19 protein-coding genes are annotated in these 24,083 nt (G+C 29.9%); 12 read left to right on the top strand and 7 right to left on the bottom strand.

All coding sequences use genetic code 11. The features are described 5' to 3' along the window. Positions 1–5: 5 nt before the first annotated feature. From P161_RS0111540 to P161_RS0111520, 5 genes are all read left to right on the top strand, one after another. The gene (locus tag P161_RS0111540) at positions 6–1,604 is read left to right on the top strand and encodes a sulfatase (protein WP_026777147.1); all 1,599 of its coding nucleotides are present in this window, start codon (positions 6–8) and stop codon (positions 1,602–1,604) included. 7 nt (positions 1,605–1,611) lie between these two features. Further along, positions 1,612–2,538: an alpha/beta hydrolase gene (locus P161_RS0111535; RefSeq protein WP_026777146.1), complete on the top strand. Its 927-nt coding sequence runs from the start codon at positions 1,612–1,614 to the stop codon at positions 2,536–2,538. A 15-nt stretch (positions 2,539–2,553) separates the two neighbouring features. Continuing rightward, positions 2,554–5,712, top strand: a complete 3,159-nt coding sequence (locus tag P161_RS0111530; protein WP_026777145.1) for a glycoside hydrolase family 2 TIM barrel-domain containing protein — start codon at positions 2,554–2,556, stop codon at positions 5,710–5,712. Further along, positions 5,702–7,267: a sulfatase gene (locus P161_RS18410; RefSeq protein ID WP_036841892.1), complete on the top strand. Its 1,566-nt coding sequence runs from the start codon at positions 5,702–5,704 to the stop codon at positions 7,265–7,267. Before P161_RS0111530 ends, P161_RS18410 begins: the two co-directional genes overlap by 11 nt. 284 nt (positions 7,268–7,551) lie before the next feature. Beyond that, positions 7,552–9,198, top strand: coding sequence for a solute:sodium symporter family transporter (locus tag P161_RS0111520; RefSeq protein WP_026777144.1), 1,647 nt, complete (start codon positions 7,552–7,554; stop codon positions 9,196–9,198). Positions 9,199–9,278: 80 nt separating this feature from the next. Here the strand turns inward: P161_RS0111520 and prfA are convergent, their stop codons facing one another. Beyond that, positions 9,279–10,355 carry a peptide chain release factor 1 gene (gene prfA, locus P161_RS0111515; protein ID WP_026777143.1) on the bottom strand — a complete coding sequence of 359 codons (1,077 nt, stop codon included), beginning with the start codon at positions 10,353–10,355 and terminating at the stop codon, positions 9,279–9,281. A 94-nt stretch (positions 10,356–10,449) separates the two neighbouring features. Between prfA and P161_RS0111510 the strand changes: the two genes are divergently transcribed. Next, the gene (locus P161_RS0111510; protein WP_026777142.1) at positions 10,450–10,884 is read left to right on the top strand and encodes a DUF6265 family protein; all 435 of its coding nucleotides are present in this window, start codon (positions 10,450–10,452) and stop codon (positions 10,882–10,884) included. A gap of 157 nt (positions 10,885–11,041) precedes the next feature. Here the strand turns inward: P161_RS0111510 and P161_RS19920 are convergent, their stop codons facing one another. The 3 genes from P161_RS19920 to P161_RS0111495 all read right to left on the bottom strand — a co-directional run bounded on the left by P161_RS19920 (position 11,042) and on the right by P161_RS0111495 (position 15,345). After that, a complete protein-coding gene (locus tag P161_RS19920; protein ID WP_026775629.1) occupies positions 11,042–12,397 on the bottom strand; it encodes a transposase in 1,356 nt (451 codons plus the stop codon). A 154-nt stretch (positions 12,398–12,551) separates the two neighbouring features. Then, positions 12,552–13,835 carry a GAF domain-containing sensor histidine kinase gene (locus P161_RS0111500; RefSeq protein ID WP_026777141.1) on the bottom strand — a complete coding sequence of 428 codons (1,284 nt, stop codon included), beginning with the start codon at positions 13,833–13,835 and terminating at the stop codon, positions 12,552–12,554. 139 nt (positions 13,836–13,974) lie between these two features. Beyond that, positions 13,975–15,345, bottom strand: a complete 1,371-nt coding sequence (locus P161_RS0111495; RefSeq protein WP_026777140.1) for a lipopolysaccharide assembly protein LapB — start codon at positions 15,343–15,345, stop codon at positions 13,975–13,977. Between the two features lie 271 nt (positions 15,346–15,616). On the opposite strand from P161_RS0111495, the gene pyrR reads away from it, so the two are divergent. From pyrR to P161_RS0111470, 5 genes are read left to right on the top strand one after another with little or no spacing between them, the layout of a single operon-like run. Beyond that, a complete protein-coding gene (gene pyrR / locus P161_RS0111490; RefSeq protein ID WP_026777139.1) occupies positions 15,617–16,156 on the top strand; it encodes a bifunctional pyr operon transcriptional regulator/uracil phosphoribosyltransferase PyrR in 540 nt (179 codons plus the stop codon). Positions 16,157–16,158: 2 nt separating this feature from the next. Beyond that, positions 16,159–17,088: an aspartate carbamoyltransferase catalytic subunit gene (locus tag P161_RS0111485; RefSeq protein WP_026777138.1), complete on the top strand. Its 930-nt coding sequence runs from the start codon at positions 16,159–16,161 to the stop codon at positions 17,086–17,088. Positions 17,089–17,109: 21 nt separating this feature from the next. After that, entirely contained in the window at positions 17,110–17,442 is a 333-nt protein-coding gene (locus tag P161_RS0111480) for a hypothetical protein (RefSeq protein WP_026777137.1), read from the top strand. Positions 17,443–17,455: 13 nt separating this feature from the next. Then, positions 17,456–17,776 carry a T9SS type A sorting domain-containing protein gene (locus tag P161_RS0111475; RefSeq protein ID WP_026777136.1) on the top strand — a complete coding sequence of 107 codons (321 nt, stop codon included), beginning with the start codon at positions 17,456–17,458 and terminating at the stop codon, positions 17,774–17,776. After that, entirely contained in the window at positions 17,773–18,690 is a 918-nt protein-coding gene (locus tag P161_RS0111470) for a ribonuclease Z (RefSeq protein WP_036841429.1), read from the top strand. Before P161_RS0111475 ends, P161_RS0111470 begins: the two co-directional genes overlap by 4 nt. Positions 18,691–18,695: 5 nt before the next feature. Here the strand turns inward: P161_RS0111470 and P161_RS0111465 are convergent, their stop codons facing one another. Further along, positions 18,696–19,058: a CoA-binding protein gene (locus tag P161_RS0111465; RefSeq protein ID WP_026777134.1), complete on the bottom strand. Its 363-nt coding sequence runs from the start codon at positions 19,056–19,058 to the stop codon at positions 18,696–18,698. 166 nt (positions 19,059–19,224) lie between these two features. Here P161_RS0111465 and P161_RS0111460 point away from each other — a divergent pair, with 166 nt between their 5' ends. Then, positions 19,225–21,636, top strand: coding sequence for an outer membrane beta-barrel family protein (locus P161_RS0111460; RefSeq protein WP_026777133.1), 2,412 nt, complete (start codon positions 19,225–19,227; stop codon positions 21,634–21,636). Positions 21,637–21,683: 47 nt separating this feature from the next. Here P161_RS0111460 and P161_RS0111455 read toward each other — a convergent pair whose 3' ends face one another. Next, complete coding sequence (locus P161_RS0111455) at positions 21,684–22,505, bottom strand: GLPGLI family protein (protein ID WP_026777132.1); 822 nt, start codon at positions 22,503–22,505, stop codon at positions 21,684–21,686. A gap of 525 nt (positions 22,506–23,030) precedes the next feature. Continuing rightward, the gene (locus tag P161_RS0111450) at positions 23,031–24,038 is read right to left on the bottom strand and encodes a 3-oxoacyl-ACP synthase III family protein (protein ID WP_026777131.1); all 1,008 of its coding nucleotides are present in this window, start codon (positions 24,036–24,038) and stop codon (positions 23,031–23,033) included. Positions 24,039–24,083: the final 45 nt, after the last annotated feature.

The following is a 24,083-nucleotide window of genomic DNA, read 5'->3' as shown; positions in this document are numbered from 1 at the left end:
AATGCATGAAGAACCTTTTGCTAATAATAGTAATAATTTTGAATCTTTTTTCTTGTAAAAAGAAAGATTCAGAACAAGTAACGTTATTTAAAGAAGTAAAAAAACCAAACATACTTTTTATTTTGGTTGACGATTTAGGAGTTAAAGATTTAGGTTTTACGGGTAGTACATTTTATGAAACTCCCAACATAGATGCTTTAGCTGCTAAAAGCACTATTTTTACACAGGGTTATGCTGGTAGTAGAGTTTGCAGTCCTTCTAGAGCAACCATCATGACAGGGAAATTTACAGCAAGACATGGTATAACAGATTGGATTGGAGCAAAATCAGGAGAGGATTGGCGAAAAAACAATAGAGAAGATCAATTGTTACCCGCAAATTACGTACTTAATTTACCAAAAGAAGAAATTACACTTGCAGAAACGATGCAATCGAATGGTTATAAAACGTTTTTTGCTGGCAAATGGCATTTAGGAAAAGAAGGTTCATATCCAGAAAATCATGGCTTTGACATCAATATTGGGGGTTGGGAAAGTGGGAGTCCAAAAGGAGGTTATTTTTCACCTTTTAAAAACCCAAAATTAGAGAATAAAAAAGATGGTGAAAATTTATCTATACGTTTGGCAAACGAAACTTCTAACTTTATCAAACAACATAAAGAGACACCTTTTTTTGCTTTTTTGTCCTTTTATGCTGTTCATGGTCCAATACAAACCAATCAAGAAAAATGGCAGAAATATCGAAATAAAGCAAAAAATATAGGCATTAAAGAAAACGGTTTTAAGATGGAACGCAAATTGCCAATTCGTAAAACTCAAGACAATCCTATTTATGCTGGTTTAGTTGAAAGTATGGATGATGCTGTTGGCATCGTTTTAAACGCACTTAAAGAACATCACTTAGATAAAAATACGATTGTTATTTTCACTTCAGACAATGGTGGTGTTGCATCTGGAGATGCGTTTTCAACCTCAAATTTGCCTTATAAAGGTGGTAAAGGATATCAATGGGAAGGTGGCATTAGAGAGCCTTATTTGGTATATGTTCCTTGGAATACATCTGAATACATAATAATTGATTATCCAGTAACAGGTGCCGATTTTTATCCAACAATTTTAGACTATACAAATATCAAGTTCTTACCAAATCAGCATAAAGATGGCATCAGTTTAAAACCCATTATTGAAGAAAATAAAATCCCAAATAAAAGGCCTTTGTTTTGGCATTATCCACATTATGGAAATCAAGGTGGTGATCCTTCTTCTATGATTAGAGAAGGCGATTGGAAACTTATTCATTATTATGAAAATAATAGTAATGAATTGTACAATTTAAAAGAGGATGCATCTGAACAACATAACGTAGCCAATAAATTTCCCGAAATTACAACAAAGCTCAATCAAAAATTACACAATTGGTTGGTGAGTGTTAATGCAAAATATCCAAAAAAAGACTATCAATTTAATATTGAAAAAAGAAGGTTATACGAAACTAGAATAGTAACCAAACTGTTACCAAAATTAGAAAAAGAACGCATAAAAATGCTGAAGAAAGATTTTCAACCCAACCCAAATTGGTGGGGAAGTAAACAAACAAAAGACTAAGATAATAATGAAAAAAATACTTCATAAAATCTGGGTAACCACTTTTGTTATCATCATCAGTATAACAGGTTCTATTGCTGCTCAAAATCAAGAGTTAGCTTTATGGAGTACTGAAATTCCTGGGGCAATAGCAGCTGAAACGTATATGGAATCGTATGATATAAATTTAGATCAAGTAAGAAATGTAAAAATTCCTACACTCAAAATATTTGTACCAGAAAATCCAAACGGAACAGCAATGATTATTTGTCCAGGTGGAGGTTATGCGCTGTTAGCCATCAAAAGATCAGGTTATGATGTTGCCAAATGGCTTAACAAATTAGGCATAACTGCATTTGTTTTAAAATACAGATTACCAAGTGATGTAATTATGGAAGACAAATCGATTGGTCCACTTCAAGACACTCAAGAATCCATACGATATGTAAGACGTAATGCTAAAAAATGGCAACTAAATCCAAATAAAATTGGTATCATAGGCTTTTCTGCTGGTGGGCATTTAGCATCAACATTAGCAACACACTATAAAGATGTTACTTATAAAACTAAAGATACCACCAGTGCAAAACCAAATTTTACAGTTTTGGTATATCCTGTGATTTCGATGCAGCATGACATAACACACAAAGGCTCAAGAAATCGATTATTAGGAAACAAACCATCTAAAGAAGAGATAGAAAAGTTTTCTAATCAATTGCATGTCAATGCTCATACATCGCCAACTTTTATTGCACACGCATCAGATGATCAATCTGTTTCTGTAAAAAATAGTATTGCTTATTACCTGGCTTTACAAGAAAATAACATACCTGCAGAGCTTCATGCATATCAGCATGGAAAACATGCCTTTTTTTTAGGCAGAGAAAATACCACTAGCCAATATTGGAGGAATCAATGTAAAAATTGGCTTTTCTTAAATAATTATATCAATTAAAAAACACCTATTATTATGAAAATAAATTACCTAGCCTTATTAATAACATTATCATTTGTTTTTTCATGTCAAAAACAAATTGTTGAAAAACCAATTTATACTGCAGAAAAATGGGAAAATCCAGAATGGGAAAATCCAGAAATTTTTCAAATTAATAGAGAGCAACCTACTGCTACTTTTTATAGGTATAAAAACAAAGAGGCTTCTTTAAAAAATGAAAGTTGGCAAAATTCCGAATTATACCAATCCTTAAATGGAACTTGGAACTTTTATTATGCAGATAGTGTACAAGCTAGACCAACAGAATTCTATAAAAATGGCTTTGATTTAGGTGGATGGGATACCATTTCTGTACCTTCAAATTGGGAAATGAAAGGTTTTGGAATCCCAGTCTATACCAATATCAAATACATGTTTCCAGCAAATCCGCCTTTCATTCCTCATAATATTAACAATAACGGAAGTTATAAACGTAATTTTGAAATGCCAAAAGCTTGGGATGGTAAAGACCACTATCTACATTTCGAAGGCGTAAGTGGCGCCATGTATGTTTGGATTAATGGTGAATTTGTGGGCTATAATGAAGGTAGTAAAACAGCAGCTGAATTTAATATTACCAAATTCACAAAACCAGGAACAAATAGTGTTTCAGTTCAAGTTTTACGATGGTCTGATGCTAGTTATATGGAAGATCAAGATTTTTGGCGTCTGTCTGGTATAGAACGTGATGTGTATGTGTATGCGTCCAATAAAATTAGCTTAAAAGATTTTACAGTAATCGCTGATTTAGAAAATGACTATCAAGATGGTAAATTCAATCTAAACCTAAAAGTTGATAAAAATTCAGCAAATGCCATTGAAAAAGAAGTTGCTATACAATTATTAGATGAAGATCAAACAATTTACTCAGAAACGAAACCTGTAACACTCAAAGAAGGCAGCAATAGTATTGATTTTAGTAAAACCATTGCAAATATTAAATCTTGGAATGCAGAACACCCAAATTTATATACACTTCTTATTTCTGTAAACGGTGAATCTACAGCTGTAAAAGTCGGATTTAGAAACATAAAAATTGAAAATAGTCAGTTTTTAGTCAATGGACAACCTATTCTAATCAAAGGTGTTAATCTTCACGATCATGATGAAAAAACAGGTCATAGAATAACAGAATCATTAACTATTAAAGATATGGAGTTAATGAAACAAAACAATATCAATGCCATTCGCTGTAGTCATTATCCTAAAGATCCTTTCTTTTATAGGTTAGCAGATAAATATGGATTTTATGTTGTTAATGAAGCCAATATAGAAACGCATGGAATGGGAACAACAAATCAAGGTTTAGACAATGATTTAGAGAAACAAGCAAAACACCCAGCGTATTTACCTTCTTGGAAAGGGGCTCATTTAGACAGAACAATTAGAATGTTTGAACGCGACAAAAATCACGCAAGCATTGTAACATGGTCTTTGGGGAACGAAGCTGGTAATGGCGATAATTTTTATGCAACCTACGCTTGGTTAAAAGAGCACGATGCTACTAGACCAACTCAATATGAAGGGGCTACAGGTTATGAAAACACAGACATACAAGCACCTATGTATTGGCCAATACAAAAAATGATTCAATACGTAAAAGAAGACGGTTCAAGACCTTTAATACAATGCGAATATGCGCATGCAATGGGAAATAGCCTTGGTAATTTTCAGGATTATTGGGATGTTATTGAAGCTTACCCAACCATGCAAGGTGGCTTTATTTGGGATTGGGTAGACCAAGGTTTACTGACTACAAATGACAAAAATGAAGAATTCTGGGCTTATGGAGGTGATTTAGGAGGTGCACATTTACAAAACGATAATAATTTCTGTTTGAACGGAATTGTAAATCCTGATAGAACTCCTCACCCTGCATTGTTTGAAACTAAAAAAGTGTATCAATATGTAAAATTTAAACAGACAAATCTAAGCTCTGGAGAATTTGAAATTAAAAATATGTATGATTTTACAAACTTAAATACATTAGAGTTTTCCTGGAAACTTTTAGAAAATGGTGTTGAAGTTGCTGAAAGGATTTTACCTGTAATTGATGTGGCTCCTTATCAAACTACAAAAATAAAAATGAACTTACCTACTTTAGCAAATAACGATAGCGATTATCATTTAAATATATACGCTAAAACTGCTACGTCTAGCCCATTAGTTCCTAAAAATCATACAGTGGCATATGAGCAGTTTCAGCTTCAAAAAGGAAATTTTAGTAAGAATTCTGTTATTTCTAAAAGTGATATTGTAAGCAATAAAAAAGATTCCATGTATAGCATCTCTAATGCTAATTTCAAAATTGAGTTTAATACTACAACAGGAGCATTAAAAACGTTAGATTATGGAGATGGTAACTTATTAGAAAATGGAATCAAACCAAACTTTTGGCGTGCCACAACAGATAATGATTTTGGTTTTAAAATGCCTAAAAAACTAGGTGAATGGAAAGAAGCTTCAAACAATCAAGATTTAATTGCTTTTGAAGAAAACAACATAGGGAATACTGTAACAGTAAAATCAACGTATAATTTGCCTGCTGCAAAAGATGCCAAGGTTGTGATGACCTATAACATTACTTCAGATGGTACAATAAAAGTACAAACAGAACTTAAAAATGTAGCTTCTAGCCTTCCTATGCTACCTAGATTTGGTACAAATTTTATAATTGATGAAAGCTATAATGCTGTTTCATGGTTTGGTAGAGGACCGCATGAAAATTATCAAGATAGAAATACGGCTGCATTAGTGGGGCAATACACGGCTAGCGTTTCAGATTTGTACTTTCCTTATATTCGTCCGCAAGAAAATGGCTATAAAACAGATACACGTTGGGTACAATTCACAAATGAAAGTGGAAAAGGCATTCAAGTTACCGCACAAAATTATATCGGTTTTAGTGCACACCATCAATACAACAGCGATTTTGACGCAGGCGAAACAAAGCAACAACGCCACACTACAGATATTATAAAAAGAGATTTTGTCAATATAAATATAGATATGGCACAAATGGGTGTTGGTGGTGATACCAGTTGGGGTGCAATGCCACATAAAGAATATCGCATTAAACCAACTAACTTAAGTTTTAGCTACACAATTTCAAATATAAGTACAAATGAAAAATAAGAAGGCTTTCATAATTTTTGTATGCGGACTTTTCTGTCTGACTACATTTGCGCAAAATACTAAAGTAAAACCCAATGTCTTATTTATTATTTGTGATGATTTAAATGATTATCAAGGTGTTTTTGGGGGCCATCCACAAGCAAAAACACCCAATATTGATAAATTGGCATCCATGGGTGTTCAGTTTGTAAATGCACAAACCAATGTTCCTGTATGCTCACCATCAAGAAACAGTCTTATTACAGGTGTTTATCCTCATGAATCTAAAGACTATGGATGGACAGACCTAAAAAAGCAACCCGTTTTAAAGAATAACAAAACCATAATGCGTTATTTTAAAGAAAATGGTTATGTAACTTTAGGAACAGGCAAAATTACCCATGGTAATATGGAAAAAGATTGGGATGAATGGGGCTTGTCTTTAAAAAATAATTATGGTCCGTTTTATTTTGATGGAAAAAATAAAAAAGCATTACCCACTGTACCAGCACCTTATAGAAATATAGGTCATGTAGACGGTTCTTTTGGACGATTATCGGATGCAGGAATCTCTGAAGGCAAGAAAGATACAAAAGGATTGGTTTATGGTTGGAACAATGAACCCATGCGTTATGTAAATGATAATGATAGAGATTTAATGCAAGATGAATTGCATGCACAATGGGCTGTGGAAAAAATTAAAGAACTAGAAAAAAGAGAGCAACAACAACCCTTTTTTATGGGTATTGGTTTTGTAAGACCACATACTCCATTGCATGCTCCTGATAAATATTTTGATATGTTTCCAATAGAAGATTTAAAATTAGATTATTGGCAAAAGGATGATATAAAAGATACGTATTGGAATGCTAATTTTGATCGTAAACAAAAAGGATCTCGATATTTTCGTACACTATTAAAATCTTATAATGGTGATCGAGAATTGGCGTTAAAACATTTTTTACAAGCCTATTTGGCGTGTGTTGCTTTTGTTGATGAACAAGTTGGTAAAGTAATGGAGGCTTTAAATGAAAGTGCATTTAAAGACAATACCATTGTAGTTTTTACCAGCGATCATGGTTGGCAAATGGGTGAAAAAGAATATTTGTTTAAAAACTCACCTTGGGAAGAAAGTGCCAGAATTCCAATGATCATAAAAGCACCCGGAGCAAAACCCGGTTTAAAAATTGAACAACCAGTTTCTCTAATCGATTTATTTCCAACGTTTGTAGATTTGTGTGATTTAGAAGGAGATAACAAAATGAATCCGAAAGGTGGCAATTTAGGAGGTTATAGCCTTAAACCATTATTAGAGAACAATCAAAACAACTGGAAAGGACCAAATGGAGCGTTAACAGTTGTTGGAAATTTCGGAATTAAAATACCCACAGAAAAACAAAATTTCTCATATCGCACAAAAAACTGGAGATATATCAAATATAGTAATGGTCAAGAAGAGCTTTACAATCATCAAATAGATGGATATGAAACAAATAATGTTGCTTCAGAATCAAAATATTTAGATATTAAAAAGAAATTGATCAACGAAGTAAATGCTATCATTAATAAAAAATAGAGATAATAATATTAGTATTCAGAAAATAAAACCAATCTTTATTAGCTGATCATTTAAAAATTAATAAATTGATGCGTTTATAAAAATAGCATTAAAGATTTTGTAAATATTAATTATTTTATAAAGTACATGAAAATTATTAATACCAAAATTGATGATGAATTTCACCAAAAAACAGGAAAATTAATTTAGAACACATAACTTTTTAAATCCTATTTTTTTAAAAAATAGTGGTTTTAAAAACAATTTTAACTAGTCAAATAATAATTTATAAATAGAAACAGATGCAAATACTTACATTTTTAGGCTTTACAATATTGGTAGCAGTAATATCATATTTGGCAACAAGAAAAAATTCAGAAGATTCTTCTGATGGCTATTTTTTAGGTGGCAGAAGTTTAACTGCTGGCGTAATTGCGGGTTCATTATTATTGACTAATTTATCTACAGAACAAATTGTAGGTTTAAACGGATCTGCCTATACAAGTGGTTTATCTGTAATGGTTTGGGAAACCTTAGCAGCTATTGCCATGATTGTTACCGCTGTTTTTTTGTTACCTAGATATTTAAAAAGTGGATTGACAACCGTTCCTGGTTTTTTAGAAAAACGTTTTGATGTAAGTACAAAGACACTTACTTCCATATTATTCTTAACAGGTTATGTAGTTGTGCTATTACCAGTAATTTTATATTCTGGATCTTTAGCAATAAGCGGAATGTTTGATGTGCCAACTTTGTTAGGCGTAACTCATACACAATCCATATGGATTTGTGTTTGGGGAATTGGAATTATTGGCTCTATCTATGCAGTTTTTGGGGGATTAAAAGCTGTAGCCGTTTCAGATTCTATTAACGCTATTGGCTTATTAATTGGAGGTTTATTAATTCCTGTTTTTGGATTATTATTGATTGGTGATGGAAGTTTATCAGATGGATTAAATATTTTAGTGACAGAAAATCCTGATAAATTTAATTCGATTGGTGGCGCTACAGATCCTGTTCCTTTTTATACCATTTTTACAGGAATGATGTTGGTACAGCTATTTTATTGGGGAACAAACCAACAAATTATACAAAGAGCATTGGGTGCAAAAGATTTAAAAGAAGGTCAAAAAGGATTATTATTAGCTTCATTCATTAAAATTTTAGGGCCTTTAATCGTTGTTTTACCAGGATTAATTGCCTACCATATTTTTGAAGGAAATTTAGAAACTGCAGACAGTGCATACCCAATGTTAGTTAAAAAAGTACTTCCTGCAGAATGGGTTGGTTTTTTTGCAGCAGTATTATTTGGAGCTATTTTAAGTTCTTTTAATAGTGTTTTAAACAGCTCTGTAACTTTATTTGGAATTGACGTTTACAAGCAACATATCAACAAAGAAGCAGATGAAAAAACAGTTGTAAAATACGGTAAAGCTTTTGGAGTCATCTTAGCAATAGCTGCCATGTGTATTGCTCCTTTAATTGCCAATGCTGGGAGTTTATTCGATTATTTACAAGAAATTAACGGTATTTACAGTATTCCAATTTTAACCATTATTGTTGTTGGTTTTACCACTAAAAAAGTGCCTGCTATTGCTGCTAAAATCGGTTTAGTGTCTGGTTGTTTATTATATATCATCAGTCAATTTTTTCTACAACCCTATTTTATCAATTCAGCATTAGAAAATGCTAAATTATCAGGAATCACAGAAGCATCAGAATTAGCTTTAATTGAATCTCAAGCATATCCGCATTTTTTAGATGTTATGGCAATACTATTTGTTTTAAACATACTAATTATGTTGATCATTGGGAAATTAAAACCAATGAAAACAGCTTTTAATCAAGAGTATACAAAACAGGTAGATATTTCTCCTTGGAAATACGTAAATCAGGTAAGTATTATTATTTGTGTAATTGTAATAGGTGTCTACATATATTTTGCATAATTAAGATACATAAAAATAAGAGCCTCAAAATATAATTTTGAGGCTCTATTTACTTTAAAATAATAAGGAATTATATACGTTTAAATTCCGTCTCCTAAACTTTTTAGTTTTTCAGTGTTTTCGGCTAGCATCAATTCATCAATTATTTTTTGAATATCGCCATTCATAATATTTGGCAAATCGTATAAAGACAACCCAATTCTATGATCTGTAACTCTACCTTGAGCATAATTGTAGGTTCTAATTTTTGCACTTCTATCTCCAGAAGAAACCATGGAACCACGTTTTAATGCATCTTCTGCATTTTTCTTCGCTAACTCCATATCATATAAACGAGAACGTAATACTTTAAAAGCTTTTTCTTTGTTTTTATGCTGACTTTTTTGATCTTGACATTGTGCAACCAAACCTGTTGGAATATGTGTTAAACGAACAGCAGAGTACGTTGTGTTTACTGATTGACCTCCTGGACCTGAGGAACAGAAAAAATCGATTCTTACATCTTTTGGATTAATCTCAACATCAAATTCTTCTGCTTCAGGAAAAACCATACACGTAGCTGCTGATGTATGCACTCTACCTTGTGTTTCAGTTTGTGGAACTCTTTGTACACGATGCACACCAGCTTCAAACTTTAAAATTCCATACACATCGTTTCCTGTAACTTCGAATTGTATTTCTTTAAAACCACCATTTGTCCCTTCAGAATAGTCTACTGTAGAAACTTTCCAGCCTTTACTTTCGCAATATTTAGAATACATTCTAAACAAATCTCCAGCAAAAATACTTGCTTCATCTCCACCTGTTCCTGCTCTTAATTCTACAACTGCATTTTTAGAATCTTCTGGATCTTTTGGTATTAATAAAACCTTAATTTCGTCTTCTAATTCAGGAATTCTAGTGTTGGCTTCTTCTAATTGCATTTTGGCCATTTCTGTCATTTCTGCATCAGAGCCATCTGCAATTATTTCTTTTGCTTCTTCTATATTGTTTGTTAATTCTCGGTATTCTTCTCCTTTTTTATTAACATCACCTAAATCTTTATATTCTTTCATCAATTGCGCATAACGCTTTTGATCCATGATAATTTCTGGCTGAATAATTAAATCCGAAACCTCATCATAACGTTGCTTAACAATTCTTAATTTATCTAACATCTTCTACTCTTTTCTTGTGGTGCGAATTTACAAATTTTATTCGTAATTATTTTTTATTTTCATTTAACTATATTTGGTATAAATTATTTTTAAAATGAAAAAATTGCTTCTATTTGGTTGTTTTATTTTGATGTTATCTTGTAACGAAAACAGTAACATTACACAAAAACCTACCTTTTTAATTGGTGAATGGAAGCGTCTTGATGATAAACCTGGCAACCAAACTTATGAAACGTGGAACTCCAATTTAGCAGGAATGGGTTATACTATAACAGATGCAAAAAAGTCTTTTCAAGAAACACTGGCTATAATTACGATTAAAGATACTTTATATTTAGAAGTTAGAGGTGTAAATGAAAAACCAACACTTTTTAAGTTTACGGAACAAACAGATTCTTCTTTTGTTTGTGAAAATCAGCAAAATGAATTCCCTAAAAAAATAACCTATTTTTTAGAAAATAAACAACTAAAAGCCATAGTTTCTAGTGATGATTTTAGAATTGATTTTGTTTTTGATAAAATTAAATAGGCACTTTCAGAAGTAGTTTAATTTTTTGAAAATTATTTTAAAAAAGTGATAGAAAATTATAATTTTCTATCACTTTTTTAATTTATATACCTTTTTTATGTTTCGCAGTAACCTTATTGCATAGTTATCCTGTGTTTTTAATTTTTATTTTAAAAATTTAGGCTACTTTTTGTAAAATTTGATTTTGCATTCTTCTGCCAATTTCAAGGCAATTTGCAGTATGAATACCAAAGAATATCCAAAGTATTTCTGTTGGTTTGGTTTTCGCTTTTATCTTTTTTAGATGATAATGTTCCTTTTCTTTACCAAAACCCCCCTCTAATCTAGAAGCTCTTTCTTTGGTAATCATTTTTTTGAGCTTTTTTTGCTCTTTATGATGCTTTGAAGGTCTTCCTTTAGGTTTGAAGTCTGTTTGTATATGGTTTGAAGTTGCAAAAACTCTGTTCTTATTCGTTGCATAAATAGCATCTGCACCAAGTATTTTAATTTTCCTATTGGTTAATCCTTGTGCCTTATAAACTGTATTTTTAAATTGTGTCCCTTCATTAAAGTTATCAAAACTTATTTTCTGTATAAAGTTAATTCCATCAATTTGAAGTTTGTTTACTTTTGCCCCAAATTCTACTTTTTTTATCTCTTTTCCTCTCACTATTGGACGTAAGTAATCTTTGCTTATGCTTACGATTCTATTCTTTGGTTTTTCTCCTTTCTCAAACAGTAAATACTGTTGTGAGAATATTTTTTTTACTGTATTTAGTGTTTTATAAAAACGATTTGGCATTGTAAAATAATGTTGTTTTTCAAGAGTTTTAATCTCCGCTAATAATTTGCGTAATAGTTTTAAAAAAGCTCTTGTTATGGAGGTTCTTTTCTTTGTTGTTTTTCTTCGCATTTTACTATAACCAACATATCTTTTTGACCATTTCAAGTATTTGGTTCTAGGAAGTTTTACACATAAAGATTTACAAATTATCTTCATTTGTTTATAGCACCAGTCAACAGATTCTTTCAATAGTTTTTGATCTGTTGGATAGCGAACTTCACTCTCATAACAAGTGGCATCTGTTGTTGCTTTTTCTTGTTCATCAATATATTTACTCCAATAATTAAATAGTATTTTTTCTGTTGAACTAATGTTTAAATCAGCAGCTAATTCGCAACGTATTTGACTCACTATTTTATAGTTTTCAAGGGTATCAAATCCTAAATAAATACCACAAAAAAACTGATAATTATAATTGGAATTCAACTGCTCAATCAAACGCTTATCAGAACAACAAGCATAATGTTTTAAAAACATTAAACCTAATTTTCCTTGAGGGCTAAAAATACAGTCTGGTCCTTTGATAGCTTCTGTAATTTTAAATGATTTGACTAAATTTTTCCAAGGAATTGCACTGTAAATTTTACCTAAATCAGACATTAAAAAACGTGCTTTGAATTTTTCTAATTCCTCTGTAGAGGATAAAAAAGAAAAAGAGTACTGGAAGTCAGAAATTCTTCGTATTTTCATATTTGTAAAAAAGAAAAACCCCGTTTTTTAGGCTTTTTGCCTATTTACGGGGTTTGGTTTATCTAAAATACAACTTATTTAACTGATAAACAAGTGTTTATTTAATTCTGAAAGTGCCTAAATAAGACACAAAAATTAAATTGTTAACCTATTTCTATTTCAAAATTGTAAAATAAAAAGTGCTTCCTTCCTCCTCTTTACTTTCAAGCCAAATTTCACCATTGTAAAAAGTTACAATCTTTTTAACGATAGATAATCCTATACCTGAAGAAGAACCTGTACTTTCTAATTTGGTAAATGCCTTAAAAATCTTAGAAAAATAAGCTGATTTAATACCAATACCATTATCTTTTACAAAGAACTGATAATGATTTTCTTTTTCAGTAAAACCAATTTCAATATGCTTCTCTTTTTTATTATTATATTTAATTGCATTTTGTATTAGATTCTGAAAAAGCTGGCTAAACTTCCAAATATTACCTTTTAAAATCGGAAAATTATCTTGAACCTTAATGGATGTGTTTACAGGAATTAAAATTAATTTTAACACATCTTGAATAAGTGAATTTAAGTTTATATTTTGATTTTCGGAGTTTTGATTATCTATTGTAGAGTAATCTAAAATACCCTTTACTAAAAAATCTAACCTTTCTACATTAAACAAAACTTCATTTAACGGCTCTATAGAACTCTTGTCTAAAATTGCCTCATTATCTTCTTTAAACCAAGTAATTAGTGTATGAATATTTATTAATGGTGCTTTTAAATCGTGAGAAACCATTTGAGCATAATCATTTAATTGCTCGTTTTGAAGAGATAAACTTTTTAATAATTCTTCTTTCTTTTCTTCTTGTTTTTTAATTAAATCTTCTTGCTCTTTTCTTTGAATAATATTTACAAGCATGTTTGCAAAAACGAAAAGAATATTTTTTTCGTTTTCTGTATATTTATGAATCTTTTTAACTGAGTCAAACCCAACAAAACCTATAAGATCGCCATTTTTAATTTTGGGAATTGCTATTAAACTTTTAATTCCTTGAGGCTCTAAAATATTATACAACCCTAATTCGTCTTCTTTTGGTAAAACACTAACATCTTCTACATAAAATGCTTCACCTTTTTTATGAGATGATAACCAAAAATCTAAATAATCTAGGGGTACTTCTTGAAGATTCTCTATTTCTGGTTCAATACCTTCATTACACCATTCGTAAGTGTTTTTCGTTGTATTTTTATCAAAATCGTAAGAAAAAATATAGCTTCTATCTGCACCCACAAATTCACCAATTTGCTTTAAAGATTTTTCTATGAGTTCATCAATTGTAGATAAATCAGCATTAATATAGTTCGTAGAAATACTAATTAATAAGTCTTGAAAGCGTAATTGATAATCGATTATTTTATCTTTTTCGCTTTTTTTAATGCTTACTTTACTCATATTTTTAAACTTTTCCTTTAAAATAATTATTTTTTATAAATTTTGAACCTTAAAAAAGTCCAGATATATTTTAGTGAATTTATTTTTTAAGGAATATAAAAATAAAACCATATGCTAAAGTAATTAAAGATCTTGAAAATTACTCCAAAGTCTTTTTAAAATCGATAATTAGTTTTTGAACTTTTTTATCATCTAAAACTGTCGGAAAAATTTCTTTTAATATTGTGTGGTATTCGTAGTCTAAATTTAATCCTATAATTAAATGATTAAAACCATATTTTTTTTTGTTTAAAGTAAAAAATAAACCTGCTAATCTATATTCAATTTCAGCAAAGTTTTTATAGGTTTTTTGGGCATCAATCAAAACAGTTATTGCGTCATTAAATTCGCCTAAAAAAGATAAAACGTCTACTAATGCAATATAAATTTCTATAGCATTATCACCAAGCATTAAACATTTTTCGAAGCCAGTAACTGCTTCTTCATAAAAATTAAGTTTCATTTTAATTTCTGCATAACGTCTCCAAAAAACAGCATTATCTTCATCAATCTTTAAAGCTTCTGCAGTATAATAAGCTGCTTTGTTGTAATTTTTATCATCATAATATATATTGGCTAATAAAAACCAACCTCTATCTAATAAAGGATCTTCATGAACTGCTTTTTTATAATAAGAAATTGCAGCATCGTATTTGTGCAACTTTTCATAACACTCCCCTACTCTAACAAAAGCAAAAGCTGTAGGATCATCTAAATTAAGCGTTACTAAATAATTATCTATCGCTTCTTGATATTTACCCAAAGCTTCTAAAGTTTTTGCTTTTTCTAAATAACCACCAATAAAATGTTCATCAATTAAAACAGCGTAATCAAAAGCAATTAAAGCCTGTTCAAAATCATCTAAAATAAAAAATTGTCTTCCTAATTGATGCCAAGCAACTTCACAATATGGATTTTTATTCAGATAATTATTTAAATAAGTAATGGCTTTTGTATGCTCTTTTTCCATATCAAAGCAATATATAATATTATAAAGTGCAGCATAATCTTCAAAATCTACATCTATACAATTTACAAAGTTTTTAAGCGCATTTTCAAAATCGTTTAAATACAAATATTCCATACCCATTAAGCTCCAAACGAGTGTCTTATAATTTGTAAAGGTTAAAGCTTTTTTTAGGTTGATTATTGCTTCTTCATGATTACCAGATTTAGAATATATAATTGCTCTTTGTGTAAAAACTTCGTAGTTTTCAGGATCTGATTCTTCTATCTTAGTTAAAATAAAAAAGGCTTTATCAACTTCATTATCAAAAAGATACAGCTCTACCTGAAAAAATTTTAAATCAATAGATTCTGGATGCTGTTCTAACCCTAGCTTTAAGGCTTTTTTGGCGAGCGCGTGTTTACCTTCATCTAAATAATGAATAATAATTTCCTCAAACTCATCTAAATCAAAAAAATAGATTTTGTTGGTTTTGAGCATCGATTCAAATTTTGTTAAAGACATATTTACTAGATTCGAATTATTAATCTAAGTTAACACAACTCTTTTAAAAGACATAAAGATGGCTTTTTTGTTGTCAACAATTTAATTAACAAGAAAACTACTTTGAGTTTTTAAAAATTTTATAGGGATAAAAGTTACTGAAAATTAATTAAGAAATTTAAAAAAATCTGTAATATTTTATAAAATTCGCATGTTCTTATATTTTGTGCATACGTTTATTTACCTTAATTTTGATTTTAACAACTATCCTCTTAAATTTGATAGCTTTCTTATGAGCAAAAAAACTTTATTAAACTCAAAAGATATTGAAATTATCCTTCATAGATTGGCTTGCCAGCTAATTGAAAATCATAACGACTTTTCGAATACTGTATTAATTGGCTTGCAACCTAGAGGAACTTTTTTGGCAAACAGATTAGCAAATTTGTTAAAGACTGCATACAATATTAAAGATTTAAAATTAGGCTTGCTAGATATTACGTTTTACAGAGACGATTTTAGAAGAAAAGACACACCTTTAGCTGCTGAAACTACGAAAATCGATTTTTTAATTGAAAATAAAAAAGTGGTTATTATTGATGATGTGTTGTTTTCTGGAAGAAGTATAAGAGCAGCTTTAACTGCAATTCAATCTTTTGGAAGACCAGATAACATTGAGTTATTAGTTTTGATTGACAGACGATTTAGCAGACATTTGCCAATTCAACCAAATTATAGAGGTAGGCAAGTAGATGCCATTAATGAAGAAAAAGTACTAGTTTCTTGGAAAGAAACACATAAAAAAGATGCTGTATATATTGAGCAAACATAAATATGGATACATTAAGCGTAGAACATTTATTAGGCATAAAATATCTGAATGAAAATGATATTAAGCTTATTTTTAGAACAGCTGATCATTTTAAAGAAGTAATTAACAGACCTATTAAAAAAGTACCTTCTTTAAGAGATATTACTATTGCCAATTTATTTTTCGAAAATAGTACAAGAACCAAACTTTCTTTTGAACTAGCAGAAAAAAGACTTTCTGCAGATGTTATTAATTTTTCTGCGGGGCAATCTTCTGTAAAAAAAGGAGAAACCTTAATTGATACTGTAAACAATATTTTAGCTATGAAAGTAGATATTGTTGTAATGCGTCATGGAAATGTGGGTGCTGGCGTTTTTTTATCAAACCATGTAAATGCAAAGATTATAAATGCTGGTGATGGTGCTCACGAACACCCAACGCAAGCTTTATTAGATTCGTATTCTATAAGAGAAAAATTAGGCTCTGTAAAAGGAAAAAAAATTGTAATTGTTGGTGATATTTTACACTCAAGAGTGGCATTATCTAACATATTTGCTTTGCAATTGCAAGGTGCTCAGGTTAAAGTTTGTGGCCCAACAACCTTAATACCTAAATATATTACAAGTTTGGGTGTAGAAGTAGAAACCAACCTTAAAAAAGCTTTAGAATGGTGTGATGTTGCCAATGTTTTACGTGTGCAACATGAAAGAATGGACATTAAATATTTTCCATCCACTAGAGAATACACACAACTTTTTGGTATCAATAAAGAAATTCTAGACAATCTTGGCAAGAAAATTGTTATAATGCATCCAGGACCTATTAATAGAGGTGTAGAAATTACAAGTGATGTTGCAGATTCTGATCAATCTATTATATTAAATCAGGTTGAAAACGGAGTTGCTATTAGAATGGCTGTAATTTATTTATTAGCACAGCAGATTAAAAGGTAGTTGGAATAAAAATTTAAAAGAATGAACATAGAAAATAAAGAATCTTATATACTTATTTCTTCGGATGAAAATACATTTTCAGAATTCTATGCATTATTTTTAGAAAAAGTTGCTGATTATAAAGAAAATCATATAATTGTTCAAATTTCTGACAAAACAAAAGCTACTAAAGAAGATTTTTTATTATTTTTAGATATTGCAAACCAAAAAAAGGAAGATAAAACATCTTTTATAATAATTGCTAATGCTTTTAATATGGACGATTTTCCTGAAAATTTTAACATTGTGCCGACTTTAATTGAGGCTGAAGATGTATTAGAAATGGAAAATATGGAAAGAGAGCTAGGCTTTTAAACCCCCAAAAATCATGATAAAAAAAATACTTTTTACTTTATTCTTATTTGTTTCTCTTCTTGGGTTTTCTCAAGAAAAAACAATTGATGATATTTCTACAGCACCAAACCCATTTAAAATCAGCACAAAAATTACATTCCAAACAACTAATAATTCTAAAATTACTTTAAAAGTAAAAAATGTTTTAGGTAAAACTGTTTTTAAAAAGGAATATGAAACTGAAATCGGTAAAAACACCATTACTTTTTACAAAAATGATTTAGCTGCTGGCATGTACATATACAGTATTCAAAACGAAGAAAGTATCACTTCTAAACGTTTTGTAATTCAATGAGTATAAGCCTTACTATTTTAGGTTGTCATTCAGCTACACCAAGAGCAAATGCTTTTCCTACTGCACAATATTTAGAAATTAATAATCGTCATTTTTTAATTGATTGTGGAGAAGGCACTCAGCGTCAAATGCGTAAATACAAAGTTGGTTTTACAAAAATTAACCACATTTTTATTTCTCATTTGCATGGAGATCATTTTTATGGTTTAGTCGGTTTATTATCAACTTATGGTATTTTAGGCAGAGAAAAAGAATTGCATATTTACGGTCCTAAAGGCATTAAAAAAGTAACACTTTTACAATTAAAAATTTCTGAAAGTCATGCAAAATATCCAATGATATTTCATGAATTATCATCCAAAGAAAGCGAACTTATTTTTGAAGATGATAAAATTTCTGTACATACAATTCCTTTAAAACACAGAGTGTATACCAATGGTTACTTGTTTACTGAAAAGGAAAAACCATTAAAACTACACATGGATAATATCAGCAATTATAATGAAATTGATAGAGCTGATTATAATAATATAAAAGCGGGTAAAGATGTTGTTTTATCCACAGGAGAAATTATACCAAATGCCGAATTAACGTTACCTCCAAAAAAAGCGTTGAGTTTTGCTTTTTGTAGTGATACAGTCTATAAACCAGACATTATTCCAATTATCAAAAATGCAGATTTGTTATATCATGAAGCTACTTTTTTAGCTGAAAAACAAGAATTGGCAAAAAAAACGAAACATTCTACCTCTAAAGAAGCTGCGCAAATTGCTAAAGATGCCACTGTTGGACAATTGGTTGTTGGGCATTATTCAGGTAGATATAAAGATATTTCCTTATTTAAAGAAGAAGCACAAGAAATTTTTAAGAATTCAGAATTAGCAGTTCCTGGAAAGGTTTTTAATATTCAATAAAAAAATTAATACTGATTCGTAGATAACAAAACCAACGTACACGCTATTTCTGATTCAATCTGATTATTTTTCAAAAGCTTTACAAACTCCATATTTTCTGTTCCTGGATTAAATATAACCCTTCTTGGTTGCAAACTAATAATGTAGTTGTAATATTCTTCCTGTCTTTTAGGATTTAAATATAAAGTAACAGTATCTATATTTTTATAATCCACTTTTTCGTTATCAATGGCAACATCTAAAACTTTTCCTTTTCTTAAACCCAAAGCTACTACTGCTATATTTTTGTCTAACAACCTTTTAATAGCAATATTTGAATATCTATTAGGATTTGTAGAAGCACCAATTACTAATGTTTTATTTTTCATAATTCTAAAATACGTTAAACAAAATTAAAATCATAATTTAAATTAAAATCAATTATAAAAATGGATGATTTTATTGTAAAAAAATTATTTATTCTTAAATAAAAAATGATATTTTTGTTAAAAAATTGTTAACTACGTTTACTTTTTAGCGTTGCTAAATTTATATATGGGAATAAAAAAGATTAGCTTCTTGATTTGTTTTGTAACTACAATCGCTGTATTTTCTCAAAATAATAAGAAAAATTTAGGCTCTTTATCTGGCATTATATTATCTGCTAAATCTAATAAAAGTCTTGCTTACGCAACAATAATTTGTAAAGACAAAAAGCATACTATTATAAATGGAAGTATTACAAACAAAAAAGGTGAGTTTAAAATAGCAAAACTTCCTCTAGATTCCATTATTATAAATGTACAATTTATTGGTTATAAAAATTTTTATAAAAAGGTTTTGCTAAGTACAAAAACGCCAAATTTAAATTTAAATAAAATTTACCTAGAAGAAGTAACAGACATTTTAGAGGAAGTAATTGTTGACTCAAAGGTTTCAGCTGTAGAACAAAAAATTGATCGAAAAATTTACAATGTTGGCGAAGATTTAAATGCAGCTGGCACAAACTCTTTAGAATTATTAGAGAACATTCCATCTGTACAAGTAGATTTTCAAAACGGAGCAATTAATTTAAGGGGCAATAGCAATGTTAGGGTTTTGGTTGATGGGAAACCTTCTAATTTATCATCTGCTCAATTGTTAAATCAAATTCCTGCATCTTCTGTAAAAAGTGTCGAAATTATTACAAATCCTTCAGCAAAATATAGCCCTGAAGGCATGAGTGGTATTATCAATATTATTCTTAAAAAAAATACTTTTATTGGCTTTAATGGAAGTGCAACTTTAGGCGTTGAGCAAAGTATCAATACAAGACCAAGTGGTTCTTTTGATTTTAATTATAGTGTTGATAAATTCAATTTTTATGGAAATTATGGATTAGATTTTGGAAAGTTTGAAACCAATTCTTTTTTAGAAAGATTGGATAAAGAATTAAAACAAGACATTCGTTTTTTAGATAATTCAGTAACAAATTATACTAAATTAGGTGTCGATTTTTACATCAACCCAAAAAATACACTTTCTTTTTACACGACCCAGAGCAATACAAATACAGACTTTTTTGTAGATACAAAAACAGTTTTTGAAACAAATTTAATTTTTGATTCAGAAAATTTGTCAATTTTTAAAAATAGAGAAACTGCTTATAATTTAGATTATAAAGTAGACCTAAAAGATGATGGTGAATATGTAGAATTGGAAATTAATTATATCAAAAGCAAAAACCCACAGGAAGATATTATTACCGAAAATTTAAATAGAAACAATAAAGAATTTAATTTTACAAATACTATTGCAAATGATAATTCCATTTTTTTAGCAAATTTAGATTATACGAAACCTGTAAAAAACGGTTTATTAGAATTGGGATTAGAAACAAGAATTCAAAATGTTTTTAATTCGATAGAAACAAATCAAGAAATTCAAACTAACACGAATCAATCCTTAATTCCCAAAGGAAATTCTGCACTAAATTATGATAGAGAAATATATTCAGGCTACATAAACTTATCTAAAGAATATACAAAAATTAGCTGGCAAGCTGGTATGCGTTTTGAACAATTTACGTTAAATGCCGAATTTTCCAACACACAACAAACCAGTTTAGAAGCTATAAAAGATGATATATTTAGCATTTATCCATCAACATTTGTAACCTATAATCCATCAGAAAAAAATCAATTTCAAATTGGATATAGCAGAAGAGTTGACAGACCTAGTATTGAGCAAGTTACGCCAATTCAAGAATGGAATTCACCATTATCAATTGCTGTTGGAAACAGAAATTTAGTACCACAATTTACCAATTCTTTCGAACTAAATTACACAAGAACTCTTGAAAAAGGTTCTATAAATTTAGGAGCTTTTTATAGAAAAACATCCAATATAATTGGTAGAGTTTTTAATAAAGACGCAACAAATGAAGATAGACAGATAATAACGTATGCTAATTTTGATAGTGCAGAAAGTTATGGCTTTGAGTTTTCATCAAACTTTAAGCCTTTTTCTTGGTGGACTTTAAGACCTAGTGCAAATTTGTATTTTCAGGATAATCAAGGTTTTGTAAATAACAATTTAGAAATAGCCAACAACACATTGTTTACAGCAAGAATTAGTAATAACTTTAAAGCTACAAATAAACTTCGTTTTAGTTTGTCCACGTCTTATAGAGGAAATAACGAAACTGTTTTAGCTACAATTAATGATTATTTTTTAGTGAATATTGCTGCCAGATATTCAGTTTTAAAAGGTAATGGATCCATCAGTTTAAGAGGAACAGATATATTTAATGGTTATAAAATAGATTTTTTAACTACGAATCCGTTTCAACAAAATGGTCAATATACTTTAGAATATAGGAGTATCTATCTAGGCTTTAGTTATAGTTTTGGAAAAGGTAAAAATAGAGAAAGAGAAAGAAAATATAGAGAAGAAAACGAAACACAAGGAAGTGGAGGCGTTTTATAAATTATAGTTTTAAAATAGCTTACAAAACACCTCTTCCAACTACTGGTCTACCCTCTTCTACCCATTCTATTACTTCTCATTTCAACCATTTTTTCACGAACTGTAGCAGTATACTCTGTTTTGGTAATTTCTTTTCCTTTTTCTGGCGCTTCAATTTCTATATCAGGATCTTTACTCAATGCTATTTCAGTGCACAATAAAGTAGTATTGTTTACATTTACTTCTAAAATTAAACCAGGTAAGCCCCAATATTCTGCAGGCCCTTGTGTAACTGGAATTTGTGGAGTATACCAAGCCTCAACAACTGTTAAATTTTCTTGAGGTTTTCCCTCCTCCGTTTTTTCATCATTATTTGTTCTTAAATCGCTCCAAGAAAATTCATACCAACTTAATTCTTTAGATGGCACAAATGCTTTTGCTTTATAGCAAGTATATTGACCTATTTTTTTAGTTTCAGTTCCCATTTTCCATTCTATTTTATACAAATCGTCCTTTACTAAAAAACGTTTTCCATAAAACTCTTGACTTTGAACTAATTTTGCATCTTTTACATTTTTATAATGATCTCCTCTTGTAAAATAACCTCCCCAAGAATCTGTAGCACCAGAAATTGCATCAATTTTTTCTTCTTCTAAAAAACTAGATTCTTGATTGTTAAATTTTAAAACATACGTTTTCTCTAATCTATTTTTTAGACGTTCAGCAACTTGTTTTTTTTGAGCTTCACTCATTCTTGCTCCCCAATTACCAAGCTCCATTTTAGATTTGGAAATATAAGTTGCTTGACCACTAAATTTTTGAGCTACACTGTTTAAAGTAAAAAAAGCGAATGCAATAAATAATGTGCTTTTGATGAATATTGATTTCATAATGCTGTATGTTTTTGGTTTTGTTGAACGAAAGTAAACATTAAACAAACAAATAAATCTTAATACAGCAAATTTTAACAATACTTTACAAAAAATTAAACTAATAACTATCAGTTACTTAACAATGACATGAAAATGAAATAAAAATTTCATCAAAATATTTTGTTTAACAAAACATCAAAAATCATGAATTTCATCAAAAAATAAGTCACTCATAAAAATTATGAATGACTTATTATTTCTTCCTTTATATTTTGTTTGCTAGAACCTTACAGAAAATAGCTCAATAAAAATCAAAAGATTTATTAATGAAAATTATTTTTCGTTAGTAGCATCAAAAGAAGCTTTTAGAGCTAGGGAGATGTTTATTACACAAAAAAAGAAAATTAAAATCGGATTTATCTTCGAGCTTCCAAAAGGAATAAAATTTAGAAAGATATTCATCCCAATTACAATTAAGCCAATATTTGAGATTAATAAAAATACTTTATATTTTTTCTTCATCTTTTTAAATATCCGAAAAACTTACCAACGAATTACAACAGAACCCCAAGTAAAACCACTACCAAAAGCAGCTAAAACAACTAAATCGTTGTCTTTAATTTTACCCATTTCCCAAGCTTCAGTTAAAGCAATTATTACAGAAGCTGCTGTTGTATTTCCATATTTTTGAATGTTGTTGTGCACTTTATCATCACTCAAACCAAATTTCTTCTGGATAAATTGTGCAATTCTCAAATTCGCTTGATGAGGAATCAACATATCAATATCTTCTTTCTGCAAATTGTTGGCTTGTAAGCCTTCTACAATCGCTTCCGAAAAACGAACAACTGCATGTTTAAAGACAAATTGGCCATTCATATAAGGAAAATACGATTGATCTTCAGGATCATTTTCTGCAATAATTTCTGGAACCCATCTTCCTGTTGCTGGGCCATCTAACATTAATTCTCTTGCATGAGAACCTTCTGAATGTAAATGTGATGATAAAATTCCTTTTCCTTTTTCTTCACTTCTCGATAAAATTGCAGCTCCTGCTCCATCTCCAAAAATTACAGTAACTCCTCTTCCTCTTGTAGATCTTTCTAAACCTCCAGAATGATTTTCTGCACCAATTACCAAAATGTTTTTATACATGCCAGTTTTTATAAACTGGTCTGCCACAGACATTGCATAAATAAATCCAGAACATTGGTTTCTAACATCTAAAGCACCAATGGTTGGCATATCTAACATATCTTGCACGCGCACTCCACCTCCAGGAAAATACATATCTGGGCTTAATGTTGCAAACACGATAAAATCGATATCATCTTTTGTTAAACCTGCTCTTTCAATGGCAATTCTTGCAGCTTTTGCACCCATTGACGAAGTATTGTCATCGGTTTTTGGATCTATCCATCTTCTTTCTTTGATTCCTGTTCGTTCCTGAATCCATTCATCTGAAGTATCCATAAACTCTTTTAAGTCGTTGTTGGTTACAACATTTTCTGGAACATAATATCCTAAACCAGTGATTTTTGAATTATACATAATTTATTGCGCTGTATTTTATTATTTGTCTTTTTGTAGAGAGCT

It is taken from the genome of Polaribacter sp. Hel_I_88 (assembly GCF_000687935.1).
Classification (GTDB): Bacteria; Bacteroidota; Bacteroidia; order Flavobacteriales; family Flavobacteriaceae; genus Polaribacter.
Note: the sequence above shows the minus strand (reverse complement) of the source record. Positions and strands in the feature narration are given on the sequence as shown.

Excerpts from the sequence above, each read along its gene's own strand:
- P161_RS0111485 (WP_026777138.1), top strand. The coding sequence starts at position 16,159 with ATGGATACATTAAGCGTAGAACATTTATTAGGCATAAAATATCTGAAT.
- P161_RS0111450 (WP_026777131.1), bottom strand. The coding sequence starts at position 24,038 with ATGTATAATTCAAAAATCACTGGTTTAGGATATTATGTTCCAGAAAAT.
- P161_RS0111535 (WP_026777146.1), top strand. The coding sequence starts at position 1,612 with ATGAAAAAAATACTTCATAAAATCTGGGTAACCACTTTTGTTATCATC.
- P161_RS0111495 (WP_026777140.1), bottom strand. The coding sequence starts at position 15,345 with ATGTCTTTAACAAAATTTGAATCGATGCTCAAAACCAACAAAATCTAT.
- P161_RS0111500 (WP_026777141.1), bottom strand. The coding sequence starts at position 13,835 with ATGAGTAAAGTAAGCATTAAAAAAAGCGAAAAAGATAAAATAATCGAT.
- P161_RS0111480 (WP_026777137.1), top strand. The coding sequence starts at position 17,110 with ATGAACATAGAAAATAAAGAATCTTATATACTTATTTCTTCGGATGAA.
- P161_RS0111455 (WP_026777132.1), bottom strand. The coding sequence starts at position 22,505 with ATGAAATCAATATTCATCAAAAGCACATTATTTATTGCATTCGCTTTT.
- P161_RS0111540 (WP_026777147.1), top strand. The coding sequence starts at position 6 with ATGAAGAACCTTTTGCTAATAATAGTAATAATTTTGAATCTTTTTTCT.
- prfA (WP_026777143.1), bottom strand. The coding sequence starts at position 10,355 with ATGTTAGATAAATTAAGAATTGTTAAGCAACGTTATGATGAGGTTTCG.
- P161_RS0111510 (WP_026777142.1), top strand. The coding sequence starts at position 10,450 with ATGAAAAAATTGCTTCTATTTGGTTGTTTTATTTTGATGTTATCTTGT.
- P161_RS19920 (WP_026775629.1), bottom strand. The coding sequence starts at position 12,397 with ATGAAAATACGAAGAATTTCTGACTTCCAGTACTCTTTTTCTTTTTTA.
- P161_RS0111460 (WP_026777133.1), top strand. The coding sequence starts at position 19,225 with ATGGGAATAAAAAAGATTAGCTTCTTGATTTGTTTTGTAACTACAATC.
- pyrR (WP_026777139.1), top strand. The coding sequence starts at position 15,617 with ATGAGCAAAAAAACTTTATTAAACTCAAAAGATATTGAAATTATCCTT.
- P161_RS0111470 (WP_036841429.1), top strand. The coding sequence starts at position 17,773 with ATGAGTATAAGCCTTACTATTTTAGGTTGTCATTCAGCTACACCAAGA.
- P161_RS0111520 (WP_026777144.1), top strand. The coding sequence starts at position 7,552 with ATGCAAATACTTACATTTTTAGGCTTTACAATATTGGTAGCAGTAATA.
- P161_RS0111475 (WP_026777136.1), top strand. The coding sequence starts at position 17,456 with ATGATAAAAAAAATACTTTTTACTTTATTCTTATTTGTTTCTCTTCTT.
- P161_RS0111465 (WP_026777134.1), bottom strand. The coding sequence starts at position 19,058 with ATGAAAAATAAAACATTAGTAATTGGTGCTTCTACAAATCCTAATAGA.
- P161_RS0111530 (WP_026777145.1), top strand. The coding sequence starts at position 2,554 with ATGAAAATAAATTACCTAGCCTTATTAATAACATTATCATTTGTTTTT.
- P161_RS18410 (WP_036841892.1), top strand. The coding sequence starts at position 5,702 with ATGAAAAATAAGAAGGCTTTCATAATTTTTGTATGCGGACTTTTCTGT.